General features: G+C 35.0%; 5 protein-coding genes. All 5 read right to left on the bottom strand.

Translation table 11 applies throughout. The annotated features are described in order from the left end of the window. Nucleotides 1-330 precede the first annotated feature (330 nt). On the bottom strand, nt 331-4,443 hold the full coding sequence (locus tag Q7C23_RS09545; protein WP_375032310.1) for a two-component regulator propeller domain-containing protein: 4,113 nt from the start codon (nt 4,441-4,443) through the stop codon (nt 331-333). Nucleotides 4,444-4,708: 265 nt separating this feature from the next. Beyond that, complete coding sequence (locus Q7C23_RS09540) at nt 4,709-6,592, bottom strand: glycoside hydrolase family 97 catalytic domain-containing protein (protein ID WP_375032309.1); 1,884 nt, start codon at nt 6,590-6,592, stop codon at nt 4,709-4,711. Between the two features lie 46 nt (nt 6,593-6,638). Further along, nucleotides 6,639-9,230 (bottom strand): xylan 1,4-beta-xylosidase, encoded by a 2,592-nt coding sequence (xyl3A, locus tag Q7C23_RS09535; protein ID WP_375032308.1) that lies wholly within the window; start codon nt 9,228-9,230, stop codon nt 6,639-6,641. 38 nt (nt 9,231-9,268) lie between these two features. Beyond that, on the bottom strand, nt 9,269-11,566 hold the full coding sequence (locus Q7C23_RS09530; protein ID WP_375032307.1) for a beta-L-arabinofuranosidase domain-containing protein: 2,298 nt from the start codon (nt 11,564-11,566) through the stop codon (nt 9,269-9,271). A 4-nt stretch (nt 11,567-11,570) separates the two neighbouring features. Further along, nucleotides 11,571-14,033 (bottom strand): glycoside hydrolase N-terminal domain-containing protein, encoded by a 2,463-nt coding sequence (locus Q7C23_RS09525; protein WP_375032306.1) that lies wholly within the window; start codon nt 14,031-14,033, stop codon nt 11,571-11,573. Nucleotides 14,034-14,035 lie beyond the last annotated feature (2 nt).

Below are 14,035 nucleotides of genomic sequence, written 5' to 3'. Positions count from 1 at the left end.
CATAAATTTCACATACTAAATATGATGCAAAAACTATCAAATTTGTAGCACGATAGTTAAAAAAACGAGCAAAATCAGTATTTTGCATTAATTTACTAAACAAAATAAAATTTTGATTTTAATAATATTGAAGCATGATTTTTTAGGTATTAAGAAATTAGAAGACAATTTATATTTATTTAATAATTTCCATAAAAAAGAAATAGTATCTCACTTATTATTATTCGATAATTTAAAAGCTTATTCAGCTATAATATTTTTTCATTTATGCTACTAGCAGAAACAAAAAAGACGGCATAAAAGCCGTCTTAGGGTAAATTAAAAAATGTTTTATTTTTTGTTATGAGTAGGCAAATAACCATATTTATCTTTATAACATTTTGTAAAATACGACGGAGAACTAAAGCCAACCTTATAACTAATTTCAGTCATATTGTCATTGCCTAATTCTATTAATTCCTGCGCTTTTTCTAAGCGTACATTTCGAATAAACTCATTTACGGATACGCCTGTTAATGTTTTAATTTTTCGATACAATTGACTTCTGCTCAAATATACGTTCGAAGCCAAATCTTCAACGCTTAGCTCCAATTCGCTAATGTTTTCGTTAATGTAACTCAATACATTTTTTATAAAATCATTATCTAAAGTGGTGGTTTTCTCTTTGGCTTTTGGTGTAATTCCGTTATAGAATTTATTAAACATAATCTGCCTGCTGTTTATCAATTGTACCAGGCTGGATCTTAAAATATCCATATCAAAGGGTTTGCTCAAGTACATATCTGCACCCGAATCAATTCCTTCTAATCTATCTTTAACTAATGCCTTTGCAGACAGCATCATTAACGGAATATGGCTGGTTTTCAAATCGGCTTTAATGTTTTTACATAATTCCAAACCATTCATAACAGGCATAATTACATCTGTTAAAATTAGGTCCGGTAATTTCTGAAAAGCTAATTCTAAACCAACCTGACCATTCTCTGCAACTAAAACTTTATATTCTTTTTTGAGTTCATTTTTTAAATAATTTCGCAGCTCTACATTGTCTTCAACAATCAGAATAGTGTAAATTCGATCTTGTTTTTCTTCTACATTCCCGGATTGAGTTTCTTCTTTTTCCGCAATTGGCGTGAAACTCACTTTTTTCTCCTTTTTATACTCCTCAAGTAGTATTTCATTCTCATTGAAGAACTCCTTTCCAATGGGAAATAATAACTTAAAAGTTGTACCAACGCCCAATTCGCTTTCTACTTCAATGATTCCTTTATGTAATTCTACAAAACCACGAACTACCTCCAATCCTATTCCGGTACTTCCGTAGTAGGCTTTATTTAAATTATTTACCTGATAGAAACGATCAAAAATTCTCTTTATATCTTTTTTATCTAATCCAGAACCTGTGTCTTCAACAATAATCTCAAATGAAGGATAAGCAGCAGCTGAGTCTATCAGAGGAAAATGAATTACATCGTTTTTAACTACTATTTTAACCGTTATTCTGCCATTATCGGGCGTCACCTTGAAAGCATTTGAGATAACATTAAAAATAATTTTTTCGAACATTTTTGGATCTATCCAATCCTTTAAGGTTGTTTTATTAGATTCAAATTCCAGCTGAATTCCACGACTTAATGCTTCTTCGTCGAAATAGCTAACGATTTCCCTTGTAAAACTGACTACTTCAATTTGTTGTAATTGCAATGTCATTTTATTAAACTGCAATTGGTTAAAATCCATCAACTCGTTGATTAATCTTGAAAGTCTGTCAGAACTTTTTTGAATGGTCTGCAGCTTTTTCAATACAGCCTCTGGTAAATCTGAGCTGTAATTTCTCAAGATATCACCTAGGGGATTTAAAATCAGTGTCAACGGTGTTCGAAACTCATGTGAAATATTGGTAAAAAATTGTAATTTTTTATTGTTTAATTTTTCAATCTGAACCGCTTTTGTCTTTTCAAATTCTATCATTTGCTTTTGTTTAAAACGATTCTGATAATATTGATTGGCAAAATATATGGCTGCTAACAGCAATAGCGTATAAAATAAATAGGCAAAAGAAGTCTTCCACCAAGGCGGTAAAATTTCAATCTGTAATTCCAAAGGTTTTTGGCTCCAAACTCCATTTTTCTCCGCCGCTTTCACTTTAAAAACGTAATTGCCTGGTGCCAAGTTCGTATAAGTTGCTGAACGTTTGTTTCCAACATAATTCCACGAATCCTCAAAACCTTCTAAATAATATGCAAATTCATTTGTGGCAGGGAAAGAATAATTAACGGCAATAAAATCTATCGTGAAAACAGACTGATCATGTCGCAGAATTATTTTTTTTGTTTGGGATATTACTTTTACTAATGGCGAGTTTTTTTCTAGCGGTCCGACAGATCTATTATAAAGTTTTAGATCTGTAAAATAGATTGGAAGCTGTTTTTTACTTTTAACCAAATTCGTAGGATTAAAGTAATTCAGACCTTCATAACTTCCAAAATACAATACTCCGTTTTCATCTTTCAGTACCGAATTGTTATTAAAGTCATTCCCTAATAAACCGTCATATATAGAATAATTAAAGGTGGTTTTGTTTTTTAAATCCAGTCTTGTAATTCCTTTTTTTCCACTTAACCAAATACCGCCATCATTAGATTCTACAATAGATGAAATTGATTTTTCATGAAGCCCTCTAAAATTTATATACCATTTTAGACTATCTGTTTTTTTATTGTAGCTAAATAAACCTGCACCGTCAGTACCAATCCAGATTTCTTTATTTTTAGTTTCATACAAAGTATTGATCGTATGTGTACTCTTATGATTTTTGAGCTTTTCAGACATTTTATCGCGAAAAGATACTACAGAAAAAGTAATGAAATCTTTTGTGGAAACCTTGTACAAACCAGTTGTTGAACCTACCCAAATGGCATCATCTGAATCTACCATCACATTTCGAATGTCTAAATTCATTATAGTATTAAAGGGTTTTGAATTACAATGATGAAATTTCCCGTCTGCAGGAGTATAATAATGTAAACCTTTTGCAAAAGTTCCTATCCAGATTACACCTCTTGAATCTTCAGTAATACTCATAATATTATCTGAGGTCAGATTCGTATTCTTTGTATTGTAATTAATAAAGTTTCTGCTTCCTTTTTTTAAGAGAAAAACCCCTTCGTTCCAGCTGGATAACCAAATATTTTGCTTTTTATCTAAATATACTTTTGTGATATTATCATTTGTTAATCCGGAATAAAAATTATTATCCGACTTAGTAATATGTTTAAAGGTTTTATTAACTGGATTGTACACGTCGACTCCCCCTCCTTCCATAGAAATCCATAATTGCCCTTCCTGATCTTTGGCAATACCCGTAACGCAATTGGTTTGTAAGGACTGAGAATTTCCAGGTAAACTTTCGATGATATTTACCTTACTGTTTATTTTATCAAATACACCTAATCCTTTGTTGTAATAACCCAGCCAAATTCGACGCTCATTGTCCAGAAATAAAGACCAAACGGAATTCGAACTTAGACTGCGCATATTAAATTTGCTGTTTACATATTTTTTTTGAACCTCACCCTGATCGTTTACAATAATAAGCCCGTCATTTTCTGTTGCACAAAGAATTGTTTTAGAATCTGTTGCCAATATTGACATAATCCTTTTTTTAGTAATAGGATAAGAAATGGCTTCTTTAGAATTTAGATTTACTCTGACAAGTCCTTTGTAACCATTTCCAATCCAGATATTTTGTCTGTTATCCCTAAACATAGACACAATATTTCCTGACAAGATTTGATTATCGTTTATGGCAGTTACTTTTTTAACCTCATTTTTTACCTGATCTAGTACTTTTAAACCAAAATTGGTTCCCAGATAAATCGTTCCGTTTTTATCTTTTACAAGACTATTAATAAGATAATTGGCCGGGTTAGGAACATCCAGTTTTACCGAAGTTATTTCTCTTGTCTTGCCATTTAATTTCAGTAAACCTCCGTTAAAGGTTCCTAAAAAAAGATTGCCATTATTGTCTTCAATAATACTCTTAACCGAAATAACAGTTTCTTTTTTGACTTTTTTTTGAATATCAATACTTTCAAAACTATTTAAATCACGATTATAAAGACATAATCCTTCATCAGTTCCAACCCACAACCGGTTGCGAACATCGACATAAGTTACATAAATCAAGTTGCTATTAATAGAATTTGTAACATTGGAGTTTTGCTCGTATGAAACATAATTTACTCCATCGAATTTATAGAGGCCAGCACCATTTGTTCCCATCCACATGATCCCAAATTGATCTTGTGCAATGGTATAAATACCACTTTTCGAGGACTCTTTATTTACTAAACGAAATTGATAGTTTTCAAAAGTATTTTGAGAAAACAAGTTATTTATCAGAAAAAATAAAATGACTCTAAAACAATTTTCTTTGGACATTATAAAATGATTAGTAATTTGAATTAAATATATACTATTTTATCGAAAATCAATTATTTGTTTCTCAATTAAATATATTATGTTTTTTTTTGCTTAAAATTTTATGGAAAACTCTCAAAATTTAAGACGAATAAAATTTAAAATTCCTGCTTTCCGTTTCTGTTTGCTGCAATATTTTTTTTCAATTCGGATAAAAATTTGCTTATTAATTTACTAACAGTACTCCTCCATTACAGGCAATTTTTATTTCGACTTCACTATTCCTCTAAAGCGTTACTGTTTTTACTTTTCCATTTAAATCTTCATCATCAAAATAGTAATTTACTGTTGTACCGGAAGTCATCATTGGCAGTTTTAGTTTAATTTTCTGCATTTCCTTTTGAGCATTAATACCTGCTATATACCACTTCGTTCCTTTTCGACGTGCAAAAACTACATATTTACCCGGATATCCATCTAAAAAACGAACTTCATCCCAGATTGTCGGAACTTCTTTCATAAAATCGATAGCCCAGGCCGGAGCATCGGTTAAATTGTTTGGTGCCAATGCAAAATGCTGTACGCCGCTCTGGAAAAGAACCGCTGTAGCTAAAGCAAATACATCTGAAGTTCTTCGTTTTGAGCCTTTGTTTGGAATATTGTCACTATTGTAAAATTCATTTAAGGTACTTCCGCCAAAATCCATACTACCAACCGTATTTCTTATAAAAGTATGAGTAGCTGCATTTGTGGCTTCATTGTCACAACTAGCTTGTCCAAAATGCAGATTCTCGCTCGCTAATACTGCCTCGCTGGCTGCATAATTTGGATACATACGCTCCCACCCTCTTGGTAAGGTACAACCGTGAAAAACAACCATCAAGCCAAAATCATTGGCATCTGTTAGTATGTCTTCATATAATTTCATGGTGACTTGTTTGTCTCCGCCAAAAAAATCTACTTTAATTCCTTTTATGCCAATTCTTTTCATCCAGGCCATTTCCTGACGACGAATTGCCGAATTATCCATTATACCTCTGGGACTTTGAGGGGCATCATTCCAATAGCCATTCGAGTTGTACCACAAATACAGTCCAACCCCTTTTCCTACGCCATATTCTGCCAGTTCAGCAATTTTATCTTTTCCTATCTGAATATCCCAAAGAGCATCAATTAAGATGGTTTCATATCCCATTGCAGCACTAAAATCGATGTATTGTTTTTGTACCGGAAAAGTAGTATTCCCATCCATTTTAATAATCCAGCTCCAGGAACCTTTGGTATATTTATATTCTTTCGAGGCTTTATATTTTGGCTTAACCAAATCAAAAGGAATCGTAGTTTCTACAATCGGGGCAAGCGTTTCTCCAATAGTGATTGTTCTCCAGGGAGTTTCGCCAATAAGTGACAGTCCCGGCGTTGTGGTTCCGTTACTGTTATTTTCTCCCGTCATTGGAAATCCAATCGTATACAATCCTTTTTCATGTCCAATTAATCGGCTGCCACAATAACCGCTATCAACCCCTGTCTCAGAGATTAAAACCCAGCCATTATTTTTTATTTTAAAAAGACAGGGAAACGTAAAGCCTTCACCTATGCCATTTTGGCCCATTGCGGCGTCTAATGTATACGAAGTTTCATAACTGGGAGCACTTCTGGCATACCCGGTCATGGGTTTACTTTGCGGACAAAGAAATGTTGTAGTTCCTTCAGGCAGCATAAAACCGGAAGCTTCTTCCTGCACTACACAGGCCAGTACTTCCTTTTGCGGATATATTTTATATTTAAAAGCTACATTGTTATTGCTTACTCTGAATATCACATCAATTGCAGGTTTATTTTCTTTACTGAAAGAAAACACAGCTTCATTAGCTTCATAATGTACAGCGCGCTGTTTTATATTAGGCAGCTCATAAGTTTCATCGGTTTTATTTTGATTTACATCTGCTTTTAAAACTAATCCTGCTGTAAAATCACCCACACTGGTTTTTAACCCAAGCGGAGAATTTTCAACAAAGGTTTTTTCATTGTATGTAATACTATAAAAAGGCATTCCGTTAGAAACCACAAGAGAAACTTTAAGTTTTCCGTCAGGACTTTTTACGACAGATTGTGCACTTAGTTTAAAAAAACTTATCAGACATAAACATAAAACATACTTAAAACTCATAACGTACTTTATATTAATTATTTTTTTTTGTAACAGAATAGCTAATTTATTGAATTAAAACTTTAATAACTTTTAAATCGTTAGCAGTTGAACTTATACCATAATAAACTTCATATTCACCTGAAGTTACATTCATTCCCCTTGTCTTTGAATCATAAAATTCAAATGAAGTGGCTGGTAAATCGATTGTCACTTTTTGATTTTGGCCTGCTTTTAAATCGATTCGTTTAAAAGCTTTCAGTGTTTTTAAAGGACCGTCTGTATCGTTTACTTTTCGAACATAAACCTGAACAATCTCTGTTCCGTCCCGTTTACTTGTATTTTTTATCGAAAAATTTAACTGTGTACTTTCAGTTGTTCTTATGTTTGTTCTTGCCAAATTTGCTTTACCAATTTGGAATTTGGAATAACTTAAACCAAAACCAAAGGGAAACAAAACATCCGTAGTATATCTGTAAGTACGGCCTTTCATTGAATAATCTTCAAAGTCAGCTAGTTTATCTGAATTTTTATAAAATGAAACTGGCAGTTTACCCGAAGGATTATAGTCTCCGAAAAGAACATCGGCAACAGCCTGACCTCCAGATTCTCCCGGATACCATGCTTGCAAAATGGCATCGCAGCTGGTTGTTTCTGGCGTTAAGGCAATTGCAGAACCGGAACAGTTTACAAAAACCACTTTTTTACCAGCAGCTTTTAATTCCTGTAAACATTTTCTTTGAACCGCAGGAAGTTCAATATTCGTTCTGTCACCACCTTTAAAACCAGGATAAGAAACTGGCATTTCTTCGCCTTCAAGCAAAGTTGAAAGTCCGCCAACAAAAATTACCGTATCAATTCCTTTTAGTTTTTGAATTAGTCCTGCGAAATCAATATCATGTTCTTTTCCGAAATCGAATTCAAGATTCGCCTGCCAGTTGTTGGACTGCGCATACAAAATTTCGATTTTATATTTTTTGCCTGCTTCAACTGCAAATTTAATTTTGCCCGGAAGCGTGCGCCAGTTGGTATATTTTGATAAGGATTTACCATTAACTAATAATTCAAAAGCTCCGGTAGCACCTGTTTTAAAAACAAGACTGTCATTTTCTTTTGCCACAAATTCTGCTTCATATTGAGCTGAAAATCCTTCTAATTTAACTCCGGAAGCAAATTCGTGCTGGCCGGCAGTCGTCATTTTAATCGGATTTACAATTTGCTGCGTTGCTACACTATTCCCTGCTCTGTCTGGATTGTTCCAATAAATGGCTTTGATTCCTTTTTTGCCTTCAAATGAAAGCTGGTCAAAATAGGTTTGATTTACTTTGTCTTCCACTAAATCACAGGCTTTATCATATACGATTCTATCCGTCGGAACTTTTGATTCTATTCCGCTTTTGATAGTAATTGTTTTGACTGGAGTTCCATTATAGTTTCCCCATAACATTGGTTCATTTTCAGCATTTGGACCTATAACTGCAACCTTGTTTGTTTTATTTAAAGGAAGTATGTTATTTTTATTTTGCAAAAGTGTCATTGACTTTTGAGCCATTTCAAGAGCTAACTGTTGATGTTCTTTACTATTAAGGACAGATGCCGGAATTTGAGCCCAAGGCACAATTGAGTCATCATCCATTTCGCCTAAATCAAAACGGCCAATTAAAACACGAAGCAGATTTTTATTAATATCAGCTTCTTTTATTAAGTCTTTCTCGACTGCTTCCGGTAAATTTTTAAATGGATATTTTTCCCAGACACATTCAACATCAGTTCCGGCGAGAACCGCTTTTGATGCTGCATGCGTTGCATCTGAAGAAACTTTATGTGTGGTATAAAAATCAGTAACAGCTCCGCAATCTGAAACTACAAGGTATTTAAAACCCCATTCGTCACGCAAAATACGCTGCAATAAACGCGTATTACTGCAGCAAGGTTCATCATCCAAACGCTGATAAGCACACATTACCTGACGTACATCAGCATCTTGTACCAATGCTTTAAAGGCCGGTAAATAAGTTTCGTAAAGTTCACGCGGATCTACATTATTTAAATTTAATTCGTGTCTGCTCCATTCCGGGCCGGAATGAACAGCAAAATGTTTGGCACAGGCTAAAAGTTTGCGGTATTTAGCATCTGCCGGACCTTGAAGGCCTTTAACAACTGAAATTCCCATTCGTGAAGTAAGATAAGGATCTTCTCCATAAGTTTCCTGCCCTCTGCCCCAACGCGGATCTCTAAAAATATTAACATTTGGTGTCCAGACTGAAAGACTCAAAAAACGTTTGTTTTCATTCCCATTCTGAATCCATTGATTGTATTTGGCACGAGCTTCATCAGAAACCGCATTAAAAACAGTATACACGAACTGATCGTCAAAAGAGGCCGCCATACCTATCGGTTCTGGAAAAACGGTAACATTATCGTTATTGGCGTAACCGTGCAGCGCTTCACTCCACCAATTAAATTTTTTAATTCCAAGTCTTGGAATGGCATCACTCTGATCACACATCAACGCTGCCTTTTCCTCAAGGGTTAACCTTGAAATTAAATCTTCTGCACGTTCTTTTGAACTTAAAGACGGATCTTTAAAGCGATATTGTTGTGCGTTTACATTAAAAACAGCAACTAAACTTATGATAAACAGATAACTTAATTTCATGATTTCTGAATTATATGATGAATATTTTGTGTCATTTTTTACTCTTTTAAAATTCTAAATTGATGAAACTTTGGACTATTACTTCCATCTTTTGATTTTATGGTAATGTTTACAACTTCAATGTTTTCAACATTTAATCGAATAGTTTTGTTTGCTGAGGAGATAATCTGTGCCGGCTTTTCATTGATGAGAATGGTAATTTTATCGGTTATAAAATCGGCTGTGCAGCTTATATCCAAGTATTTCCCAGACTTGTTTTTATTTAATAACTGATAGGAAATATACGAGCGTGTACTTCTCCATGATTTTGTGTCGTCGTAGCCTGAATCACTTTTTTCACCTTTATAACGATGATCCACTTCTGACTGCTGTTCACCACAGCTAATCTTATCGATAGTTCTGGTTTCCAAAGCCATTGCCTCAATTTCCTGCTGCTTCAATAAGGCATGTTTTTCCCGATATTGTTCTTTGGTGTAATTTTGAAAATACATTTGATAGCGTGCGTCATGAATTTCAAAGAAAGGCTGTAATTCCAGAGAATCTAAACGAAAATGCAGGTTTCCTTCTTCCTTCAGTTTTGCAATATACCCTGCTTTATCTCCAATCATTTCATACGCCTGATCCAACGGGTAATATTTACCGGAAGCAACATGTCCCATTCGGCTGTCATCGGCAAATAATCCGTCTAAATCTTTGTTTGATGTTTTGGCCGCCAATACGATAGGTCCGTTTACAAAAGCACTCCAGTTTGGACCATCAGGTAAACTTTCTAAATGTGTCGAAGTTTTAAATATAACAAGAACCTTGTCTCCTGATTTCCATTTTCTGTTAAGCGTTACATAACTGGACGGCTTTGCTTCTATTTTCTGAATTTTTCCATTGATTGAAATTTCAAAATCCTGAGCCCATTCCGGACGACGAATATTCATAGAAAATGTTCTGCTTTTCTTCAATTTCAAAACAAGATGTGTACTATTTTGGTAAGGAAATTTGGTACTTTGTTCGATATAAATATCCTTTTCTTTCCAGTCTAGAGCCGACGGAATAAAAAGATTTACAAAAACATCATTACTGGTGTGGCTGTAAATTAATTCTCCATATTTAGCATGGTTTTCAAGTCCTGACCCCACACAGCACCACATGCTTGTTTCTGGCTGAGAATACACGCGATAGTGATTTGGTCTGATAGGAGTAAAATATACAAAACCGCCTTTTTCAGGATGCTGGCTCGAAAGAATATGGTTGTAAAGTGTACGTTCATAAAAATCGAGATAACTTACCTGATTTTTATCCAGAAACAAGGCTTTACTCAAACGCTCCATATTGTAGGAATTACAGGTTTCTGGCCCCTGATTCGATTTTAACATACCGCTAAAATCTTCTGTTGGATTAAAATGTTCTGCAAAACTATTCCCTCCAAAAGCTACGCTGCGTTTTTGAGTAACATTCTCCCAGAAAAACTGCGCAGCATTGGTCCAGTCTTTATTTCCGGAAAGTACGCCGATTTTTTCAAAACCAATCACTTTTGGTATTTGGGTATTGGCATGCAATCCCGTTAACTTATCTTCTTTTTTCTCTAACGGATTTAATAGTGTTAAATGCGAAACTTTTTCTGCTGTTTCCAGGTATTTTTTGTCTTTTGTGATGATATATAAATCGGCAAAAGATTCATTAATTCCACCATGTTCTGTTTTTAATATGTTTTGAATCTGATCCTCAGAAAGCGGAAGGATTAATTCGATAAACCAGTCTCCTAGTTTGATTAAAACTTCCTTTGCTTTTTCATTTCCGGTATAACGATAAGCATCGGTTAAACCGGCAAAAAGTTTATGGATATTGTACAATGGAACCCAGGTATTGTTTAATCCGAAATTGCTTCCATCGATGTCTCCGCTATGAATGCGATCCCAAAAAACTTTACCCTGTGGAATTCCGCCCACATAACCATTGCCATTTTTTTGCTGACATTTTTCCAATTCAGAAATCATATAATCCAATCGATTTTTAACTTCAGTATTTCCGGTCGAAGCATACATCATCGCCAGAGCAGAAAGATAATGTCCGGCAATGTGCCCGTCAAGTCCTATGCTTTCCCAATTTCCATAGCGTTCTGCTTTTACGGGTATTCCCGAAGCGATGAGATAAGGTGCTAAAAGGCGATCTGGATTAAGTTCTAAAATATATTTAAGATCAACATCCTGCGCATTTTTAAACGGACCTTCTTTTAATCTTACCTCTTTTAAATCAAATAATTGCATTTGGGCTGCTGCGGACGATGTTACAACCAAACCCAGTAGGCAATACAAGATTCTATATTTTATAAAAAGATTTTTCATGCTATTATTTAATTACGAAACTGTACGTTTTACCTTTTTCAGTTTCTATGTCGTATAAGTAAGTGGAGTTAATATCTAAAGGTTTTATAGTAGCTGTAGCAGCAATCAGCGCTTTTTTTACTTCTTCAGTCTGATAAAAAACATTGGGATTCTTTCCGGCAGCTATTTTTAATTCTTTATTGTTTTTTAGCTTAATTTCATTTGACGTTCTTAACCGAAGATTTCCACCAAGATTAGACTGAATAGTTAGTGCAATTAATTTTCCATCTTTCCATTTCAAATCTTTAATTTCAAAACCGCCATGTGCTTTTAGACCCATTATTTCGCCATATTCTTTTAAAGCATCCGGCAAGGCAGGCAGCAAATGAATGGCATCATCTGAACTTTGCATCAACATTTCGGTAATTCCGGATGTACATCCAAAATTGCCATCAATTTGAAAGGGAGGATGAGCATCAAAAAGATTATTATAAGTTCCGCCTCCATCTTTGTTTACACCAAGCGGCGTTAATTGATTTTGAATTAAACTATAAGCGTGATTGCCATCCTGCATTTTTGCCCACCAGTTCACTTTCCATCCCATACTCCATCCTGTGGATATATCACCTCTCTGTAATAACGTATTTCTTGCTGCTGCAAAAAGTTCGGGAGTTCTATAGGCAGAAATCTGATTAGAAGGATATAACCCGTATAAATGTGAAATGTGACGGTGATTGTCTTTGGGATCGTCCACATCGTCCAGCCATTCCTGAAGCTGGTTGTTTTTTCCAATCTGCATAGGCGGAAGCATATCTCTTAATGTCTTTAAACTATCTGTATATTGTTTATTTTTCCCCAATACTTCTGATGCTTTTATAACTGAGCTAAAAACATCAAATACAATTTGATTGTCCATCGTAGAGCCGGCCGTAACGGCTGAACCCTGATGTGCTGCCGGAGCATTTTCAGGCGAATTTCCAGGCACCACGACCAGCCATCCATTTGCAGGATCTTTTACTAAAAAATCAGCATAAAAATCAGCTGCGCCCTTAAGCGTTTCATATACAGATTCAAGATAAGCCCTATCGCCTGTATACAAATAGTGTTCCCATAAATGCTGACTCAGCCATCCTCCGCCTGCGTTCCAAACTCCCCAGGTGGCACCGTCAACAGCACCATTAATTCGCCAGATATCTGTATTATGATGCGCCATCCAGCCACGGGCACCATACATTATTTTTGCCGTTTCTTTTCCCGTTTGAGCTAATTCCTGAATCATTTTTAGAAGAGGCTCATGCATTTCTGATAAGTTGGTTTTCTCTGCCGGCCAGTAATTCATCTCTGTATTAATATTGATGGTGTACTTGCTATCCCAGGCAGGCTTCATACCAGCATTCCAAATTCCCTGAAGATTTGCCGGCTGACCTCCGGGCTGTGACGAAGAAATCAATAAATACCGTCCGTATTGATAATATAAGGTCACGAAAGAAGGATCTGACACATTTCTGAAATTGGACAGTCTTTCATCTGTCGGTACTTTTGAAGCTGTTGATGTTCCTAAATCAAGGGTAACCCTTTTAAAATATTCTTGATACTGAGCAATATGAGCCTGCTTCATTTTATCATAATTCTTATCAAATGCCTTATCCAAAAAAGACTTTGCAAGTTCCTTTTCACTGCCGCTGATATCATTATAATTAATAAAATTAGTAGCAATTGATACATAAATTACAACTGAATCTGCACCGTTAATTTCAATTGAATTTCCGGCGGTATTTACACGTCCGCCTTTCACTTTAAATTTTGTAAGTGCATTAAATTTTACCTTTCCTTCTATCCCCTCATGATCACTTGTCGTTCCGGAAAGCAAAAGTTCATTATTGCCGTTAACGGATATTTCTTGTTTTTTATGTTCCGATGTAAAAGCTGCTGTAAATGATACTTTTCCGGGTTTATCAGCAGAAAGTTTTATCACTAAAACACGATCCGGAAAAGATGTAAAGGCTTCTCTGGCATAGGTAATTCCATTAACTTTATAAGTGGTCTTTGCAACGGCGTTTTCAATATCAAGTTCACGATAATAATTGCTAAAATTGTGCTGATCTGAAAAACTCAATTCTAAATTCCCCACAGGCTGAAACATCTGTCCGTGGGATTTTTTAGTGATTATACTTTCATTGATCCGCTTTTCTGCTTTTTTATATTCTCCCTGGAAAATAAGTTTTCGTATTTCTCCCAATGCGTGTTTTGCATCGGGATTGTCATTCCTGTTCGGACTTCCGCTCCATACCGTTGCTTCGTTTAATTGAAAAATTTCTTTCTCAATATTTCCATAAACTATAGCACCCTGAAAACCATTTCCTATTGGCAGGGCATTTTCCCATACAGCACCGGCAGGATTTTTATACCAAAGCTTTAAGTCATCTTTCTGCTGAGCAGCTAATGAAACTCCCAAAAACAGCAATATGCCAATCCAATATATTTTCATAA

The sequence above is a fragment of the Flavobacterium sp. LAR06 genome, from assembly GCF_041946075.1.
Lineage (GTDB): Bacteria > Bacteroidota > Bacteroidia > Flavobacteriales > Flavobacteriaceae > Flavobacterium.
The sequence above is the reverse complement of the archived record's forward strand: the minus strand, read 5'-3'. Positions and strand labels throughout refer to the sequence as shown.

Bases quoted from the DNA above. Each gene is read 5' to 3' on its own strand.
- Q7C23_RS09545 (WP_375032310.1), bottom strand. From the start codon at position 4,443: ATGTCCAAAGAAAATTGTTTTAGAGTCATTTTATTTTTTCTGATAAAT.
- Q7C23_RS09540 (WP_375032309.1), bottom strand. From the start codon at position 6,592: ATGAGTTTTAAGTATGTTTTATGTTTATGTCTGATAAGTTTTTTTAAA.
- xyl3A (WP_375032308.1), bottom strand. From the start codon at position 9,230: ATGAAATTAAGTTATCTGTTTATCATAAGTTTAGTTGCTGTTTTTAAT.
- Q7C23_RS09530 (WP_375032307.1), bottom strand. From the start codon at position 11,566: ATGAAAAATCTTTTTATAAAATATAGAATCTTGTATTGCCTACTGGGT.
- Q7C23_RS09525 (WP_375032306.1), bottom strand. From the start codon at position 14,033: ATGAAAATATATTGGATTGGCATATTGCTGTTTTTGGGAGTTTCATTA.